We start from the raw sequence: 19,198 nt of genomic DNA, 5'->3' as shown, positions 1-19,198 counted from the left end.
TTAAATATTTTGTGAAATATGTTTGCTCATTGTGATATAATAATGGCATAGAAGTTCTCAAGGATGAAATGAATATACATGTGTTATGTATCTTTGTTTTGTCCTTTCTTTATTCTATTGAAAGGAGTTTACTATAAAGAATTATCACTTGTTGATAATGATATCGCTTTAGCTGAACAAGCATATTATGAATATTTGAAGGATCCTAAAACAATATCTCATCAAGATTTGATAAAGGAACTTGGATTATGAGCTATAAAGTTGAGTATTCAAAGAGTGCTCAAAAGCAAATTAAAAAATTGGATCAATATACAAAAATTATGTTAATGAGATTGATAATAAAAAACCTTGTTGAATGTTCTGCTCCACGAGAGTGTAGCAAACCGTTAAAAGGGAATCTCAAAAATTAATGGCAATACAGAGTAGGAGATTATCGCATCTTATGGACATTGTAGATGAAAAATTTATTATTCTTGTTATTAATGTTGGACAAAGAAAAGAAATCTATATGAAGTAGATTTCTTTTCTTTTAAAATAATATGCTGATGATATAATTTTTCAACTGTTTCAATTTATAAAAAGATAAACTTAACTCAATAAATTTCTTAAGAACTGATTTTGTTAGAGTTTTTTATATTTTGACAATATTCATCAGTCATATGTCCCTTATAGTGAATAAAAGCATAGATGGCTCCAACAAGATAACTGAGTACAATAGGAGTTGAAAATTGAGAAGCATAATCAGAAAAATTAACATTATAATCACCTATGATAAAGATTTGACCGGTTATACTCATCATAACGAATATTAATAAAATCTGTGCTGTCAAAGACTGTACAACAAAAAAACTAGAAATGGTATTGAGTTTCACTAATGTCTTTCCATTTTTCCTATCTGTATATTTTGTAAGGAATTGATATGAAAAACGTATAATGAAATAATAGACAATAAAACTAAAAATAAATGGAATAGAAAGTTTATTAAAAATATAATATGTTAAGATGCCTAATAATGAAATCATCCAGGGAATATAAGAAATCAAATCAAATTTATCTAGTTCCTTAAAATCCTCATGATCTTTTAAAAGATAATCAATTGAAACATGAAAGAATTCAGCAATGTCAACAAGCAAGTCAATATCTGGATATCCTTCATTGGTTTCCCATCTTGAAATTGTTTTGTTTGATACATGCAATTGATCTGCTAATTCTTGTTGTGTTAAATGAAATTTCTTGCGTAACTGAATGAGTTTCTTTGAAAAAGTTTTTTCTTCCATTATATATCCCTTCTTTCTATAAACAGTATAACATATATGTAGTGAATTTTGTTCTTATATGGGAGGAATGATTCTCAAATGATAAGAATCATATATTTTTTGAGATTATATATTGACATTACTTAGTACACTAATTATAATAGTTAGCGTACTAAGTAATAAGGGGTGAAAAGATGAAACATGAAGGATTGAATCGAATTTGGGAAGAACTCAAAACACTTCATAAATTATCAACACGGTTGATGGTTGAGCGTTGTCAGAATATGACACCTGAACAAGTGAAGTTAATGAAACTGATTCATAAAGAAAAATTAAGTCAAAAAGAAATTGCTTTGAAACTTCATATTACTGAGGCAACTCTTTCAGTAAGAATAAAACGTTTGGTTGATTCGGGGTTGATTGAAAGAGAAATTGATAGTGATGATAAAAGAAGATATGTGATTGTTTTATCATCTCAAGGGGAAGACATGATGAATGAGATTCAAAAGGCATTTGATTATTCATATCAGGTGATCTGCAGAGGTATGACACAGGAAGATTATGATGCTGTATTGAATATCATTAAAAGAATTCAAAATAATATAAAGGAGGAAATTGAATGATTAAGTTACGTAAGTTTGCTTATAAGTTCTGGTTACCGATTTTGCTTTGTATTGGAGCAGTTTTTGTTCAATCACAATCTGAATTGGCATTACCAGACTATATGAGTCAGATTGTGACGAATGGAATTCAGGCAGGTGGATTTGAAAGTCCAGTTGCTGATGTATTGAGTGATGAAAAATTTGAACATCTTTTGATTTTTGTAGATGATGATCAAAAGGATATCATGAAATCAAGTTATACATTCACGTCTCATGATGATTTAAAAAGTAATATAAAAGAAGAATTTCCAAAATTAAAAGATGCTTATGTATTAAATGATTTATCTAGTGAGGAATTTGATCAGTTACAAAGTGCTATGATTAAACCTATGCTGATGGTGACTTCTATTGACTCAATGGATAAAAATTCAAAAGAGTATCAGGAAAAATTTGGACAATTACCACAAGGTATGGATGTTTATCAGGTGTTTGCAATGATGGATGCAGATGCAAAAAAAGAAATGACAAAACAAATTGATGCTCAGATAGAAGCTATGGGTGAATCTACTATGCTTATTGCTGGGGGTAATGGTGTTAAGAGTGAATACCAGGCATTAGGTGCTGATGTAGACAATATGCAGATGCGTTATATATTCTCTTCAGGAATAAAAATGCTTGGAATAGCTTTATTAGGATCAGTAGCTGCTATGTTTGCAGCATTCCTATCTTCACGTGTTGGAGCTGGGGTTGCTAGAAATTTAAGAAAAGCTGTATTTGAAAAAGTAGAAAGTTTTTCTAACAATGAATTTGATAAGTTTTCTACGGCATCACTTATTACACGTACTACAAATGATATAACACAAGTACAGATGTTGATGATTATGCTACTTAGAATTGTATTATTTGCTCCAATGATGGGTTTAGGAGCATTATATAAGGCTATTACACATTCAACATCAATGACTTGGATTATTGTGTTAATTTTAGTTGTGATTTCAGTTGTTTTATTTGTATTAATTAAGGTTGTTATGCCTAAGTTTAAGATTATTCAATCTTTAATTGATAGATTGAATCTTACAATGCGTGAAAATTTAAGTGGGGTTTTGGTTATTCGTGCATTTGGTAATGAAAAACATAGTGAAGATCGTTTTGATAAAGCTAATGATGATTTAACAAAAGTCAACTTGTTTGTGAATCGTGCAATGAGTGTTTTAATGCCTATTATGATGTTCATTATGAATATCGCAACAGTACTTGTTGTTTGGGTTGGTGCTCAGCAATTAGATTTAGGTAATATTGCAATTGGTGATATGATGGCCTTTATTCAATACGCTATGCATATTATTATGTCATTCTTATTTATTGCAATGATCTTTATTATGATTCCTCGTGCAAGTGTTGCAGCTGGCAGAGTATATGAAGTCTTATCAACAGATTTGACAATTCATGATCCAAAAGAACCAAAAGAATTTCAGGCAAGTCAAAGAGGTCTTGTGGAATTTAAAGATGTGACATTTAAGTATCCAGGAGCTCATGAAGCTGTTTTAAGTGATATCAACTTCACGGCTGAACCGGGGAAAACAACTGCATTTATTGGATCTACGGGTTCAGGTAAATCAACATTAATTAATTTGATTCCACGTTTCTATGATGTTACTGATGGTTCTATTACAATTGATGGTGTTGATGTTAAAGATGTGAAGCAACATGATTTAAGAGAACGTATTGGTGTTGTTCCACAAAAAGGTGTTCTTTTCTCAGGAACAATTCGTTCTAATTTACAATATGGTGCTCATGATGCAACAGATGAAGAATTGAATGAAGTTATTCGTATTGCTCAGGCAAAAGAATTTGTAGATGAAAAACCAAAAGGTTTAGATGAAGCTATTTCACAAGGTGGAACAAATGTTTCTGGTGGACAAAAACAACGTTTAGCAATTGCTAGAGCGATTGCTAAAAATCCAGAGATTCTTATTTTTGATGATAGTTTTTCTGCATTAGATTTTAAAACAGATGCTGTTTTAAGAAAAGAGTTAAGTAAGTTAACAGAAAAAACAAAGAATACGGTTTTAATTGTAGGACAAAGAATTGCATCAATTATGGATGCTGATCAGATTATTGTTTTAGATAAAGGAAAAATAGTTGGAAAAGGCACACATCAGGAATTGATGAAATCCTGTGAAGTATATCAGGAAATTGCCTATTCACAACTTTCAAAGGAGGAATTAGCAGATGCCTAGAGGACCTATGGGACATGGAAGTCACTCAAATGAAAAAGCTAAAGACTTCAAAGGAACAATTAAAAGATTATTTTCTTACTTAAAACCTTATTATATAAAATTATTATTTGTTTTGATATTTGCATCTGGTTCAACTATTTTTACAATCTTTGGACCAAAGATACTAGCCAAAGCAACTGATAAGTTAGGTGATGGTATTATTGCTAAAGTCAGTCATAGTGGTGGTATTGATTTTGATGCTATTTTCCAGATTCTTATTTTCTTAGCATGTATTTATTTATTAAGTGCATTTTTGAATTTTGTTCAGGAATTTATTACTTCAGGTGTTTCCCAAAGAGTGGCTTATGATTTTAGAAAAGCTATTTCTCAAAAGATGGATCGTTTACCATTAAGTTATTTTGATAAACATTCCAGTGGGGATACATTATCACGTGTAACGAATGATGTTGATTTAATTGCAACTTCATTAAAGCAAAGTATGACACAGATTGTCACATCAACAGTACAAGTGATTGGTATCTTTATTATGATGTTAACAATCAGTGTTCCAATGACTTTAATGGCATTATGTGTTTTACCTGTTTCTATGGTTTTAATGTCATTAATAATGAAAAGAACACAGAAATATTTCTTTAGACAACAACAAAGTTTAGGAAATGTTAATGGTCATATTGAAGAAATGTATGGAGCTCATCAAATTGTCAAAGCTTTTAATGGTGAAGAATCATCAGTAGAAAGATTTAGTGTTTATAATGATGAACTTTATGAATCAGCATGGAAATCTCAATTTTTCTCTGGTTTAATGCAGCCATTAACAACTTTTGTTGGAAATATTGGTTATGTGGGTGTTTGTTTATTAGGTGGATTTTTAGCAATGAATGGAAGTATTTCCATTGGAGATATTCAAGCTTTCATTCAATATGTTCGTTCTTTTAATCAGCCAATTACACAATTTGCTCAGATTATGAACCAATTACAGTCAACTGCTGCTGCAGCTGAACGTGTCTTTGAATTCTTAGATGAAGAAGAATTAGAAAAAGAGACACCAAAGATTACCCAAGATGAATTAACTTCTGTTGAGGGTGGTGTCACATTCGATAGTGTGAACTTTGGTTATAATCCAGATAAGACAATTATTCATGACTTCTCTATGCATGTTCATGCAGGGCAAACAGTTGCTATTGTTGGTCCAACAGGGGCTGGTAAGACAACTATTGTTAAATTGTTGATGAGATTTTATGAATTGAATAGTGGAAGTATTATGATTGATGGTCATGATATTAAGGATTATGCAAGAAGTGATTTGAGAAGTTTATTTGGTATGGTTTTACAAGATACTTGGTTATTTGGTGGAACGATTAGAGAAAACTTAAAATATGGTAAGTTAGATGCGACTGATGAAGAAATGAAGAAAGCTTGTGAATTGGCATATGCTGATCATTTTATCAATACTTTGGAAGATGGATATGATACAGTCATTAATGAAGAATCAAGCAATATTTCTCAAGGTCAAAAGCAGTTATTAACGATTGCTAGAGCATTCTTAGCTGATCCAAAAATCCTTATTCTTGATGAAGCAACTTCTTCTGTTGATACAAGAACAGAAGTTCTGATTCAAAAAGGTATGGATAAATTAATGGAAGGAAGAACAAGTTTTATTATTGCCCATCGTTTATCTACAATTAGAGATGCCAATACAATTATTGTCATGAGAGATGGAGATATTGTAGAACTTGGTAATCATAATTCATTACTTGCTAAAGGTGGTTTCTATGCAGACTTGTATCAGTCACAATTTGAATCAAGTAAAGAAGAACTTGAATAAAAAAATGAGATTTCATAGTTTACAAATGTAAACTTGAAATCTCTTTTCTTTTATATATTTCCATTTGTTTCAATGATTTTTTTATACCAATCAAAAGATTTTTTCTTTCTTCTAGAAAAATCACCTGTTCCATCATCATACCTTTCAACATAAACAAAGCCATATCTTTTTTTCATTTCTCCAGTTCCGGCACTTACAATATCAATACATCCCCAAGGAGTATAACCCATTAAATTCACACCATCTAATTCAACAGCATCTTTCATTGCATTGATATGATTTTTTAGATATTCTATACGATAGTCATCATCAATTGTGCCATCATCTTTCATTGTATCAGCCGCACCTAATCCATTTTCTACAATAAATAGAGGTTTGTGATAACGATCATAAATTTCATTTAAAGCAATTCTTAATCCTAAAGGATCAACAGTCCATCCCCAATCAGATGTTTTTAAATAGGGATTCTTATAAGCAATAAATTGATTACCTTCAGTTTTTTCAGCATTGGGATCAGTAGATGAAACAGTAGACATATAATAACTCAAACCAATAAAATCAACAGTTCCCTTTTCAATGATCTTTAAATCATTTTCTTCCATATGAATGTGAATATTCTTTCTTTCAAATAGCTTCAATTGATAATCTGGATAATATCCTTTTACTTGAACATCCATATAAAAATGCTTTTGACGATTAAATTCAATAGCTTCCATCACATCCTCTGGTAAACATGTCATTGGATAACTGGGTGTATAAGAAACCATCATACCAATTTGATTATGAGGATTTATCTCATGCCCAATCATGACTGCTTTTGCACTTGCAATAAAAATATGATGATGAGCCTGATATAAATTTTGTGGACAATTATCATGAATACCAATCTGACACCAGCCAGATAAAACATTTATTTCATTAAATGTCATCCAGTATTTGACTTTATCTTTATATCTTGTAAAGACAGTTTTGGCATAGAAAACAAAAGAATCAATGACTTCACGGCTTAACCACCCGTCATAATGATCAGCTAAATACAAAGGCATATCGAAATGATTCAATGTGACAACAGGTTCAATGCCATATTTTAAACATTCATCAAAAATATCATCATAAAATTGTAAACCTTCTTCATTGATATCATACATACCATTTGGACAAATACGAGACCAACTCATTGACATTCTAAAACACTTAAATCCCATTTCTGCCATCAATGCAATATCTTCTTTGAAATGATGATAGAAATCAGTTGCCTGATGACTTGGATAAAACAAATCTTTATTAATGTATCCTTTTGCATGAAGAGGGATCTTTCCAGTCATCGTACTATCAATAGGTGCCTCTCCATATTCTCCATCTTTTGTTATATAAGTGATGAAACGTGGAATTTGGTATCCGCCACCAGTTACTGTATCAAATGTACTTAAGCCTCTACCTCCTTTATTAAACCCGCCTTCATGTTGAGAAGCAGCTGTTGCACCACCCCATAAAAAATCCTTTCTAAAACTCATTTTCAAAATCTCCTCCCTTTGTTTTTTCTATACTAAGCAGTGCAATTATTGCACCAACAACTGTTAAAATGACACCAATGAATAATACTTGTTCTACACCTAATGTATCCAATAACAGGCCACCTGCAAAATTGGCTATAATACCACTCGCACAATAAACAACTGTAATCATAGACTGACCTTTTACTAAGTTATCTTTATCAATCAATTGATTGACATAGTAAACACTTGCAGGAGTAAATATTGCAAATGCAAACATTTGCAATGCTTGTGCAGCATATATCATCATTAGATCTGATGAGAGATAGGTAAGGCTATGTTTTGCTATAAACATTAAAATAGAAAATTTTAATAATGTACTGCATTTGAATTTCTTTAATAGTAGTGGAAATAACATCATTGAAGGTAACTCCAATATAGCTGCTATAAATATAGCATTTCCCATTTGCCCCTCACTTCCTCCAATAGGACTAATAATTTGAATTAAAAAATTATTAATAACTGTATGTGAGAAAAACACAAGGATTGCTCCTAGTATAAAGAACATGAATTTTTTATATTTCTTAAAAAATTCAATAAACGAAATATAATTAGTTTGTTCACCTTCTTCCTTTTCACTTATTGTTAATTCGTCCTCTTTTGGAACGACATACATCTTAACAATAACAACTGTTATCATATTTAATGTAATATAAACAAGTGGTAAATAATGAACTCCAAATTGTTCGACAAAATGACCAACTATCATTGATATCAATGCATAAGCACCACTTCCAAATCCTCTAGCTAAGCCATAGTTAATTTCTATTCCATTTTTTTCGAATAGAAATGCCATTGAATTAAATAGTGGTGTTAATGATTGTAGTGTAATGACGGCTACAATGAACAACACTAACATCAATAATGATTCACTATATGAGAAATATAAACCAATCGATGCAATTATTGATAACATCAAAATAACGTTTACAACTTGTTGTAACTTTATATTGACATGTTTATCGACAAAGGAAGCAATGCCAGGTTGAACAAAAACTAATGCTACACTTGCAATTGATAATACTGTACCAATTGTTGAATTATTAAAACCATTAGCTAACAGATAAACTGATGCATATCCAACCAATGCACTATTTGCTCCATAATACATAATCTGTGATAATATATATTTCATATCTAAACTCTTTAATCTCTTCATTATATCCCTCCTAAATTAAATTTAATTTCTTCATTGTATGATAAATTGCATCTTGATCAGGATCTCCAAAATATTCAATAGCTTCTTGTTTTAACTCTTCAGGTGCATTTTCATAGACAATACCTTGATTGACAAATTTAATCATTTGCAGGTCATTCATACTATCACCAAAAGCAATCGTATCTTGAACATTCATTTGGTAATAATCTAATATTTTTTGAATTCCATGCACTTTTGTACAAGTTTTTAAAATTAATTCACCATCAATATATGATTTATCTTTAACAAAGTAATTAATATGAAATATTTCTTCTATTTTGTCTTTAACTCTTTTAAAATCATTTCTATCTTCTGCTACAAAAGTCATCTTTTGAACTGACACTTCATGACTATTAAAATCATGAATGCTATACTGATTTTCACCTACTTTATCTTTTTTTAATAAAGCTATTGCTTTAGAATCTCCCTTGTAATGTTCATCAATCCAATCTAAATAAAAATCCTGTAACCCCTTTATATGATAATTACCTAATTTAGTTTCTAATGAATAATAGATATGATTGTCATCAAATAATTTCATAAAATAATTCAATGTTTTTATATCAATACTATTTTCATAAATGATTTTGTTATTGACACTGACCAATCCTCCAGCTAATGTAATCAATCCGTCTGTTTCTAATCCTTCTAATCCATTAAAAGCACTAACAGGATTACGACCAGTACATAGAAAGACTTTATGCTCATTTTGTCTTGCTAAGTGCAATGCTTGTTTATTGTTTTCAGTAATAGTGCGACTCTTTCCTATCAATGTTCCATCAACATCATAAAATATTAATTTACTCATTTTCTTTTTCCTCCTTCTTTTGACAAGAATATAAATGAAAAATAAAGAAATTAAAATATATTGCATTACGTTTGAAGTATGATTTCATTTTTTATGGTTTTATTATTCATTTAATTGAAAACTTATTTCAAAATCAGTTATAATTAAGGAGTAAAAAAGAAAATACTCAATGCAAAGATATGATGTGTTAAACAATTGGAGGAAATATATGATTATTCTAGATAAACTGAAAAATTCAAATAACTTTTCAAATAATGAACAAATTGTTGCTAAATTTCTTTTATCCTTTGATCAGGATATTTTGAAATTATCAACAGCAGATATTGCCAAAGAAACATATACATCACCTGCAACTGTCATTCGTCTATCAAAAAAATTAGGGTATAATGGATGGCTAGAGCTAAGGGATGCTATAGCAACTGAAAAAAGGTATTTAGAATCTCAAATGAGTGATATTGATCCTAACTTTCCTTTTTCTCAAAGTGATACAATTCAAACCATAACAAAGAAAATTGCTGCTTTAGAAACAAAAGCAATTGAAGAGTCAGCGACTATGGTTCATCATGATCAACTTCAAAAAGCTGTTTTATTTCTTTATAATGCTCAACACATTTATATTTTTGCAATGGCAAACACTGCCTCAATTACTTATGATTTTCAATATAAAATGAAATTCTTATTTAAAGCAGTGACAATTCTTAATAATCGTGATGATTTTGCCTATACTTTTCAAACTTTAAAACAAGATGATTGCTGTATTTTTATATCATATTCGGGTGAAACTTTTGATAATTTAGAAATAAATGATTTAATCAAACAAAAAATTTGTCCCTCTATATCAATCACAGGATATAATGAGAATACATTAGTAAATTATACTGATGTCCATTTTTATCTTCCACCTCAAGAAAATCAATATGCAAAGATTGGACCTTATATTTCTAATAGTTCAATTCATTTTATCCTTGATGTACTCTATTCATGTGTTTTTCATAAAAATTACGAAATGAACATGGATAAAAGAAAAAAATATGTTGAAAAAACTGATTTTCCCAATAACTTTCATAAAGAATAATTGATGAACAGAAAGTAGATTTTGTTCTTTTTGAGTGAAAAATCATTTTCTTTCTAACCTTAAGGGGAATATGAAAATGAGGATTTAAATTCTATTGATAATTTAATAGAATTAAATCCTCTTATTTTATATAATGGAAATTTTGTATCATATGACAAGGATATTTTCTCTTTATACAATTTAGAACAGTAAAATAAAGTTTTATTTTCTATGAATTTATTATTGATGCAAATATCTTAAATATATATTTTTGATTATAAAAGCAGCCAATCATTGATTATGAACCCATGGAAAACATGGATTTGTTTAATCGATAATAACAAAATTTCTTTTTCTATTATGTACAATTCCATTCTTTTTAATATAATCGATTGGGATAATGCTATGACATTGATAACTTTCAACTAGGTCCTATTGAGTTATACGTTTTTCCTAAACCATTTTCAAATGTTTTTTCATCTCTAGAAATAAAAATAGAACTAATATTTGGTTTAGTTGCTTCTCACATAATATTTTATATTGTTACACAACAATCCTGAATAGCATTTGGATAATGATTGGGTATAAACAATATAGCTATCGTTCGTAATAGGTTGTTTGTTATTTTAGGGTGTAAATAAAAAAGAAGATTTCAATACTATTGATAAATTCAATAGTATTGAATCTTCTCATTTTATGATTACTCATAACTGAGTAAGAACCTTATAATATTGATGACACTTTTTTGTGGGTTTATTGCAAGAGTAAATATATCTCCATTAATTTTTCCTCATTGATTATTTAAATTTAGATTTTAAGCTACTACAATTTTTACAGATTGGCGATTATTAGCACATGATGCCCGTAAAGCAGTCTCAATAATTTTATCTAATTCTTCTTTTTGGATCTGATCAGTTTCGTAAAGTCTTATTGATTTTCTAACTTTATAATTGCTTTTTTAATTTGAACTCTTAAGATGAGACCAAAACCCCAAACAAAACATCCGCATACCATTGTTATGATCATTTGATTTGTTGTCACTGCTAACATTTTGGTAAGTGTTATTGTCATAATGATTCCTACAACTATCAAAATTTCAGTGAAAATCCCAAATGTCTCAAGCTGTGATTTTGTTTTTAATAGACTTAATGCTGATTGTTCTCCTTGTTTGGTTTTTTCATCATCTGACATTTTCTTGGCATAAAGTAATTCTGATATGTGGATATCTAGTAATTGACATAGAGGTTCATATAATGATATGTCTGGCATTGTTTTTCCATTTTCCCATCTAGAGATAGATTTATCACTCACTCCTAGCATTTCAGCTAATTGAGCTTGTGTTAATTTTTTTTCTTTTCTACAGAAAGAAATAAATTCACCTATTTTTTGTTGATTCATACTAAACACTCCTTTCTTTTCAACTCCTATATTACATACTTTTTGTAAAAAAGAACAGGACAGAAACTGAGAATATACGATATATTGTCATTTGTATAGGAATTAAGTACTTCTCAAAAGTAAGACAAAATTATGACACTTATTTTTTGTTTCTATATAATATTAAAATAATGTGTCATTTCTTCGAGTAGTTTTTGTGAAATGGGACTAAAAATTTGATATTTTTCCAGATAATGTACATATTAGATTGGAGTTTAGGATATAGTGGACGAAAACATAATTCACTTTCATTGCTTGTGTCAATCAGATGATCAAAACTTAAAGCATAGCCAAATTTCTTTTTAACCATAATAGATGCATTATAGATAAGATCAAATGTCGCAACAATATGTAAATCATCAACTTTCTCTTTAAAAATCTTGGGAAAATCTTCTGTTAATCCTTGCCTTGATACAATTAAAGGGATATCCATTAAGTCATTGACTGTAATAAAATCTTTATTTGCGAGTTTGTCATCCTTACGCATAATCACACCCCATCTATCACTAGCAGGTACTTTTATATAATTATACTTGGATAGGTCGACTTCCTGTACAATAATCGCAAAATCTAGTAATCCACGATCTAATCTTTCGGCAATGATTTCAGTATTTCCACTATATAAATGAAACCTGACATCAGGATACTTTAACTGCAATTGTTTAGCAATAGTCGCAAAATAACAAAATGATTTTGATTCAGCTGCTCCTATATAGATGTCACCACCAGTAATATCATCTAATGATTGAAACTCATCCATTGTTTTATCAACCATATTAATAATATCCTCTGCTCTTTTTCTTAAGAGAATACCTTCCTGTGTTAAACGAAGATTATAATTACTTCTTATAAATAATTTCTTACCTACTTCATCTTCTAATTGTTTCAGCTGTTTAGATAAAGTTGGTTGAGTAACATGTAAATGTTGAGCAGCTCTTGTCATATTTTGTTCTCTTGCTACAGCTAAAAAATATCTTAGGACTCTTATTTCCATTTTGTCAACCTCTTTACTTATACAATAACATATTTAGATATTCCAAAAAAGCATATCTTGATATAAATGATAAGTATTAGACATTTTTCATTGAAAACTTATAATAAGTGTTGAGAAGATCAGGATAGCAAAGTCTACAGATAAAAAGAAGATATTTCATCAAAACGTAAGAGCTGCTGACTGTCAGGAACAGCTGATTAAACATTGTCTAAGTTTATATGAACAAGGTAAAAACAATGAATGAGTAAATCATTTGTCTATTCATAGAAAATTATTACTTAAGACTTTACATGCTGTTCAATATGAAATAATCGGTTTAGATTATTTGTTATATTACTTAAAAAATGAGGAGGTCAATTATGATTTATAAAAATTTTCAAGACTTAAAATTATCAGCGTTAGGAATGGGAGCCATGAGACTTCCAACAATTGATGGAGATGATCATCATATAGATGAACAAGCCACAAAAGAAATGGTTGCATATGCAATGGAAAAAGGTATTAATTATTATGATACTGCATGGGGATATCATGGTGGTGTATCAGAAATTGTGATGGGTAAAGTCCTAAAAGATTATCCAAGAGAGAGTTTTTCTTTAGCAACAAAGTTTCCTGGTTATGATTTATTTAATATGAATAAAGTAGATGAAATATTTGAAAAACAGTTAGAGAAATGTCAAGTTGAGTATTTTGACTTTTATTTGTTTCATAATGTTTGTGAAATGAATATTGATGCTTATTTGGATAAAAAATATGGAATTTTTGATTATTTGTGGAAACAAAAAGAATTAGGAAGAATTAAACATTTAGGATTTTCAGCTCATGGTGATTTACCAACAATGAATAAGTTTTTAGAAGTTTATGGAGATAAGATGGAATTCTGCCAAATTCAGTTAAACTATTTAGACTATTTCTTTCAGGATGCCAAAGCAAAGATTGATTTATTAAATGAATATCATATTCCAGTATGGGTTATGGAGCCGCTTCGTGGAGGAAGATTAGCTCATTTATCTGATGAGCATACAAATGAATTAAAAACGTTACGAACTGAAGAAACAACTCCAGCATGGGCATTTCGTTTCTTGCAATCTATTGACAGTGTGACAATGGTTTTATCTGGAATGTCAAACTTTGAACAGTTAAAAGAAAATATTAAGACTTTTGAAGAAGAGAAACCACTCAATGAAAAAGAATGGGATACATTATTATCTATTTCTTCACAAATGCTAGAAAAGAAAACTTTACCATGTACAGCATGTCGTTATTGTACAAGTCATTGTCCTATGGGATTAGATATTCCTTTTTTATTAGGTTTATATAATGAACATTGTTTTACTGAAGGTGGATTTATAGCACCTATGGCTTTATCTGCTTTACCAGATGATAAAAAACCAAGTGCATGTATTGGATGTAGAAGCTGTGAGGGTGTTTGTCCTCAACAGATTAAGATTTCAGAAGTGATGCATGATTTTACAGAAAAACTAGGATAAGTTAAAAATAGTGGAATCAATCATTAAGAGCTGTTTATTACAACAAAGTTCATTGTGTCAGATATTATTATGAATAACTAAGCAATGATCTTTATTTCTTTAGATAACATCATATTGCTTGATTCTTGCTTTATTCTTATAGATAAGGGGTGAAATATAATGAAAAAAACAATAAGCTTGATTTCTATTATGTTAGTTGTTTGTATATTGGTCGCTTGTCAAAAAAATTCAAATCAGCAAACAAATAATGAAATCAATACGAAAACGCCTGTCTTTGATTATAAATTAAAAACAGTGACTTTAAATAGTGGTTATCCAATGCCTATTAATGGTATTGGAACCTATAGTTTGACTGGTAATGATTGTTATGAGTCAATTATGAGTGCATTCAATTCAGGTGTCAGACTCATTGATACGGCTTATATGTATCATAACGAAGAAGACATAGGAAAAGCGATTAAGGATAGTGATGTTCCAAGAGAAAATCTTTTTATAACAACAAAGATCTATCCAAGTCAGTTTGATGCACCTGAAGAGGCTATTGATATGGCTTTAGAAAAATTAGATGTTGATTATATAGATTTGATGTTATTGCATCATCCTGGCGATCATGATGTTGAAGCTTATCAGGCTATGGAAAAATATGTGCAAGATGGCAAGATTCGTTCAATTGGATTATCTAATTGGTATGTTGAGGAATTAGAAACATTTTTACCTCAAATCACTATTATGCCAGCTGTTGTTCAAAATGAAATCCATCCTTTTTATCAGGAAAATGATGTGATTCCTTATATACAAGAGAAGGGGATAGTTATTGAAGGATGGTATCCTTTTGGTGGAAGAGGATATACCAAAGAAATACTCAATCATAAAACGATTGTGGAGATAGCTAAAAATCATGATGTTTCAGCTGCACAAGTGATTTTAAGATGGAATTTACAAAGAGGAGTAGTAGTGATACCTGGATCTAGTAATCCAGATCATATTAAAGAAAATACTGAAATTTATCACTTTGAATTATCTGATGAAGAGATGGAACAAATCAAAGCATTGGATCGAAATGAAAAACATGATTGGTATTAATGCTAAGGAGATGAAAACATGAAACGATATTTAAAAATAATGTTCATATTCTTATGTGTGGCTTTGTTGGTAGGATGTCAGAAGACAGCAAATGAGATCAATACAGAAAGTAATCCTGAGAATAATCAAAGTATCCATACGAATAAAAAGACATTGGTTGTTTATTTTTCAGCAACAGGAACAACAAAGAAATTAGCCCAAGAAGCAGCCAATATTTTAAATGCTGATATCTATGAAATTATTGCGTCAGATCCTTATACCAAAGAAGATTTAGCTTATTATACAGATTGTCGCGCTAATCAAGAACAAGATGACAAGTCTGCTCGTCCTCAAATATCTAATAAGGTAGACAATATGCAAGACTATGATCAAATTGTTCTTGGCTATCCAATATGGCATGGACACGCACCTAGAATAGTGCATACTTTTTTGGAAAGTTATGATTTTTCTAATAAGACAATTCTTCCTTTCTGTACATCTGGAGGCAGTGATATGGGAACAAGTGATAGTTATTTGCATCAATTTACAGCCTCTTCAACTTCATGGCATGAAGGAAAACGGTTGCTTCAAGATTCTTCTCAACAAGATTTAAAAGATTTCTTAGCAATTCTATCTGACTAAATAATGAATATTGATAAGAAATGATAAAGAAAAAAATCAAATTGAAATAATCAGATAATCATGTTAATATTGTCTTGTCGAGAATCGTAGTCAATCTCATCACCTCTTTTCATGTCATAACTGATGAAAGTATTGTAACATGGAAAGATATGGTGTGAGTCTCAAGTTGAGGATAAATACGACTCACATTTATCTTATTTATTTCTCAATGAAGATGCTCATAATCAATAGATATCATCATCTTTTGATAAAAGTAAAAGAATATTTTGATTATAGCATGAGAAAAAATGAAACTGATAATAGTGACTTAATGAATGTTTATAAAGAAATAAAAAGTTAAAAAATATTAAACTTATAACATAATCATTAAAAACATGATAAAGACAACCTCCCAAATAAGATATACTTATAAAAAAGGAGGTTGTTTTTATGTTAGGTATAGCGTTATATCCAAATAAGACAACATATGAAGAAGATGTTGCATATTTAAAATTAGCTCAAAGATATGGTTATCAAAAAGTATTTATGAGTATGTTACAAATTGATATTGATGATCCCAAGAAATCTATTCGTAGATTAAAGGAAAGTATAGCATTTGCAAATGAATTAGGAATGCTTGTGATGCTTGATATCCATCCCATGGTATTTGATTATTTAAAAATGAAAGAAGATGATTTATCTTATTTTCATAATATGGGAGTACAGATTTTAAGATTAGACAGTGGTTATAATGGCAGAACAGAAGCGATGATGACTCATAACCCTTATGGCATTATAATTGATATCAATATGAGCAATGATACTCATTATTTCAATTTGATTCAAGATTATCGTCCACAATATCAAAATCTAAGTGCCTCATTTAATTTTTATCCACAGCGTTACACTGGTTTATCATTAGAGACATTTCAAAAATGTTCGAGACGTTTTGAAAATGCTCATATTCAAACTGCTGCTTTTATTACATCACAAGATGCAAATGTGTCGCCATGGCCTATATCAGATGGACTTTGTACATTAGAAGTTCACAGAGACCTGCCTATAGATGTACAGGCTAGACATATGAAAATGTTAAATTGTGTAGATGATATTATTATTGCGAATACATTTGCAAGTGAAACAGAACTCAAAATCGTTCAAGACATTATGCAATTACCAATAGATTATTTGAATGTCTCTTTTTATGAAGATGTAACAGAATTAGAAAAACAAATGGTTTGTACAATTCATGATTATCGTGGTGATGCTTCTGAGTATATGATTCGTTCTTCTCATAATAAACAAAAATACGCAAAAGAAACGATTGAACCCCATCAGTATATCAGAAATATTCACAGAGGAGATATACTTGTGTTGAATAATGATTTTGGTCAATATAAAGCAGAAGTTCAAATTGCATTACAAGATAGAAAAGGTGATCCAAGAATTAATGTTGTTGGTAGAATTAAAGAAGATGAAATGATTTTGTTAGATAGTCTCAAACCATTTCAAACATTTGAATTAAAGGAGACACGATAATGAAATATTATGCTGGCATTGATATAGGTGGAACACGTATAAAAATGGGAATAATCAATGAAAAAGGAAAAGTTTGTTTGAGTGAAAATGAAGCAACATCTCATGAAAAAGAATTACTTATGCAACAAGTCAAAGATTTTATTTTAAGACATCAAGACTATTTTATAGAAGGTGTTGGTATCAGTACACCTGGAATTGTTCGAACTGATGGTTATATGCAAACAAGTGGAGCAATCAAATGTTTTTTTCATTGTAATATGAAAAGAGAATTTGAAAAATATTTAAACTTACCTGTTGTTATTGAAAATGATGGGAAAGCTGCAGCTTGTGCAGAAAAATGGCAAGGAGCAGCGAAGAACATTGATAATTTCGTATGTTTGACATTAGGTACAGCTATTGGTGGCGCTATTTATATCGATGGAAAGCTCTATCGAGGATTAGGTGGTTTAGCTGGAGAGTTTGGAATTTCTTTGGCAGGACATCAAAAAGGTGATTATGATGAACAGTCATTTTCTTATCATGCAGCAACAGTTGCGGGACTTTGTCGTCATTATAGTTACCGTATTCATGAACGTGTTTTGGATGCCCAGGAAATCATATCACGAGCAGGGCAAGGTGATGTTGATGCTGTAGAATGCTTAAAAGAGTTTTATCATAGTGTGGCTGTATTACTCATGAATGTTGCTGTAACGATTGCTCCAGAAGTGATTCTGATTGGTGGTGGTATCAGTTCAAATGAAGATGTGATGAAAAATATTATTGCAGATTATCAGCAAATTTGTCAGGATTATCATGTTTTAAGCCTTGTTGATATGCCGCGTATTCAAACATGTCAGCTTCATAATCAGGCAGGAATGATTGGTGCAGTCTCAGTATTTATAAAAAAACAATAAGCTATTATAAATACTTAAAATTCATGTCACGATAGGCTTTAGGTGTTTGACCTGTAACTTGTTTAAAACGTTGGGTAAAATGACTTTGACTTGTAAAATTTAGCAAAGTACTGATTTCCTGATAACTATGATCTGTAAATAGGAGAAGATGTTTGGCTTCTTCTATTTTTTTGTTTAATAGATATTGTGAAAAAGTGACTCCTAGCTCCTTTTTAAAACGTGAAGAAATATAAACTGATGAATGAGCGGTTGCATCCTCCAAATCAAGTAGTGTAATCTTTTCATATATATGTGTATCAATATAACGAATACATTGATTCATAAGAGATGAACATTGCTGAGATGTATGATGAATCAGTTCAATAAATTCATAACTTGCATATTTCATATATTTTAGACATTCTTGTGATAATCTGATATTAGGGAGATGCTGGATAAGGGAATCTGACAAACTGAATGCACTGTCTAATGGAACTCCTTCATCTACTGCTAGTCGTGTTAAAAGAGTTGTTAAAGAAATAAACTTAATTTTAATGGTATCTAATGAATTATCAGCTAAATGAACTGTATATGTTTTATTAATTGTATTAAAAATCCAGTCTATTTTATCTTTACGACCACGTTTC

18 protein-coding genes are annotated in these 19,198 nt (G+C 30.1%); 10 read left to right on the top strand and 8 right to left on the bottom strand.

What is annotated here, in order from left to right; all coding sequences use genetic code 11:
- The first annotated feature begins 78 nt into the window (after positions 1-78).
- Positions 79-252 (top strand): hypothetical protein, encoded by a 174-nt coding sequence (locus BN350_RS20695; RefSeq protein ID WP_155849108.1) that lies wholly within the window; start codon positions 79-81, stop codon positions 250-252.
- 353 nt (positions 253-605) lie between these two features.
- Here BN350_RS20695 and BN350_RS19305 read toward each other — a convergent pair whose 3' ends face one another.
- Positions 606-1,277 carry a helix-turn-helix domain-containing protein gene (locus BN350_RS19305; protein WP_044600332.1) on the bottom strand — a complete coding sequence of 224 codons (672 nt, stop codon included), beginning with the start codon at positions 1,275-1,277 and terminating at the stop codon, positions 606-608.
- Between the two features lie 173 nt (positions 1,278-1,450).
- On the opposite strand from BN350_RS19305, the gene BN350_RS13695 reads away from it, so the two are divergent.
- Genes BN350_RS13695 through BN350_RS13685 form a run of 3 tightly spaced genes read left to right on the top strand, consistent with a single transcriptional unit; the run spans position 1,451 to position 5,923 of the window.
- Positions 1,451-1,879 (top strand): MarR family winged helix-turn-helix transcriptional regulator, encoded by a 429-nt coding sequence (locus tag BN350_RS13695; protein ID WP_028044112.1) that lies wholly within the window; start codon positions 1,451-1,453, stop codon positions 1,877-1,879.
- Positions 1,876-4,098: an ABC transporter ATP-binding protein gene (locus tag BN350_RS13690; protein ID WP_028044111.1), complete on the top strand. Its 2,223-nt coding sequence runs from the start codon at positions 1,876-1,878 to the stop codon at positions 4,096-4,098. Before BN350_RS13695 ends, BN350_RS13690 begins: the two co-directional genes overlap by 4 nt.
- Complete coding sequence (locus BN350_RS13685) at positions 4,091-5,923, top strand: ABC transporter ATP-binding protein (protein WP_028044110.1); 1,833 nt, start codon at positions 4,091-4,093, stop codon at positions 5,921-5,923. Before BN350_RS13690 ends, BN350_RS13685 begins: the two co-directional genes overlap by 8 nt.
- A gap of 50 nt (positions 5,924-5,973) precedes the next feature.
- Here the strand turns inward: BN350_RS13685 and BN350_RS13680 are convergent, their stop codons facing one another.
- From BN350_RS13680 to BN350_RS13670, 3 genes are read right to left on the bottom strand one after another with little or no spacing between them, the layout of a single operon-like run.
- A complete protein-coding gene (locus BN350_RS13680; RefSeq protein ID WP_028044109.1) occupies positions 5,974-7,437 on the bottom strand; it encodes a glycoside hydrolase family 1 protein in 1,464 nt (487 codons plus the stop codon).
- Positions 7,427-8,635: an MFS transporter gene (locus BN350_RS13675; RefSeq protein ID WP_028044108.1), complete on the bottom strand. Its 1,209-nt coding sequence runs from the start codon at positions 8,633-8,635 to the stop codon at positions 7,427-7,429. The genes BN350_RS13680 and BN350_RS13675 overlap by 11 nt, the downstream gene beginning before the upstream one ends.
- Positions 8,636-8,645: 10 nt before the next feature.
- Positions 8,646-9,482, bottom strand: a complete 837-nt coding sequence (locus BN350_RS13670) for a Cof-type HAD-IIB family hydrolase (RefSeq protein ID WP_028044107.1) — start codon at positions 9,480-9,482, stop codon at positions 8,646-8,648.
- A 208-nt stretch (positions 9,483-9,690) separates the two neighbouring features.
- Between BN350_RS13670 and BN350_RS13665 the strand changes: the two genes are divergently transcribed.
- The gene (locus tag BN350_RS13665) at positions 9,691-10,557 is read left to right on the top strand and encodes a MurR/RpiR family transcriptional regulator (RefSeq protein WP_028044106.1); all 867 of its coding nucleotides are present in this window, start codon (positions 9,691-9,693) and stop codon (positions 10,555-10,557) included.
- A gap of 793 nt (positions 10,558-11,350) precedes the next feature.
- Here the strand turns inward: BN350_RS13665 and BN350_RS21880 are convergent.
- The 3 genes from BN350_RS21880 to BN350_RS19295 form a co-directional block, all read right to left on the bottom strand.
- Positions 11,351-11,419: a hypothetical protein gene (locus BN350_RS21880; protein ID WP_420885241.1), complete on the bottom strand. Its 69-nt coding sequence runs from the start codon at positions 11,417-11,419 to the stop codon at positions 11,351-11,353.
- A 44-nt stretch (positions 11,420-11,463) separates the two neighbouring features.
- On the bottom strand, positions 11,464-11,934 hold the full coding sequence (locus tag BN350_RS19300) for a helix-turn-helix domain-containing protein (protein WP_044600331.1): 471 nt from the start codon (positions 11,932-11,934) through the stop codon (positions 11,464-11,466).
- 175 nt (positions 11,935-12,109) lie between these two features.
- Entirely contained in the window at positions 12,110-12,967 is an 858-nt protein-coding gene (locus BN350_RS19295) for a LysR family transcriptional regulator (RefSeq protein ID WP_196802965.1), read from the bottom strand.
- 359 nt (positions 12,968-13,326) lie between these two features.
- On the opposite strand from BN350_RS19295, the gene BN350_RS13650 reads away from it, so the two are divergent.
- The 5 genes from BN350_RS13650 (at position 13,327) to BN350_RS13630 (ending at position 18,572) form a co-directional block, all read left to right on the top strand.
- Complete coding sequence (locus tag BN350_RS13650) at positions 13,327-14,457, top strand: aldo/keto reductase (protein ID WP_028044105.1); 1,131 nt, start codon at positions 13,327-13,329, stop codon at positions 14,455-14,457.
- Between the two features lie 159 nt (positions 14,458-14,616).
- Positions 14,617-15,540, top strand: coding sequence for an aldo/keto reductase (locus tag BN350_RS13645; protein WP_028044104.1), 924 nt, complete (start codon positions 14,617-14,619; stop codon positions 15,538-15,540).
- An 18-nt stretch (positions 15,541-15,558) separates the two neighbouring features.
- Positions 15,559-16,161, top strand: coding sequence for a flavodoxin (locus BN350_RS19290; RefSeq protein WP_044600330.1), 603 nt, complete (start codon positions 15,559-15,561; stop codon positions 16,159-16,161).
- A gap of 429 nt (positions 16,162-16,590) precedes the next feature.
- Positions 16,591-17,679 carry a DUF871 domain-containing protein gene (locus BN350_RS13635; protein WP_028044103.1) on the top strand — a complete coding sequence of 363 codons (1,089 nt, stop codon included), beginning with the start codon at positions 16,591-16,593 and terminating at the stop codon, positions 17,677-17,679.
- The gene (locus tag BN350_RS13630) at positions 17,679-18,572 is read left to right on the top strand and encodes an ROK family protein (RefSeq protein ID WP_028044102.1); all 894 of its coding nucleotides are present in this window, start codon (positions 17,679-17,681) and stop codon (positions 18,570-18,572) included. Before BN350_RS13635 ends, BN350_RS13630 begins: the two co-directional genes overlap by 1 nt.
- 4 nt (positions 18,573-18,576) lie before the next feature.
- Here BN350_RS13630 and BN350_RS21430 read toward each other — a convergent pair.
- A partial coding sequence (locus tag BN350_RS21430; protein ID WP_044600329.1) for a helix-turn-helix domain-containing protein occupies positions 18,577-19,198 on the bottom strand: 622 nt, incomplete at its 5' end.

This window comes from Candidatus Stoquefichus massiliensis AP9, from assembly GCF_000455285.1.
In the GTDB taxonomy this organism is placed as follows: domain Bacteria; phylum Bacillota_I; class Bacilli_A; order Erysipelotrichales; family Coprobacillaceae; genus Stoquefichus; species Stoquefichus massiliensis.
This window is presented reverse-complemented; position numbering and strand designations above follow the sequence as displayed.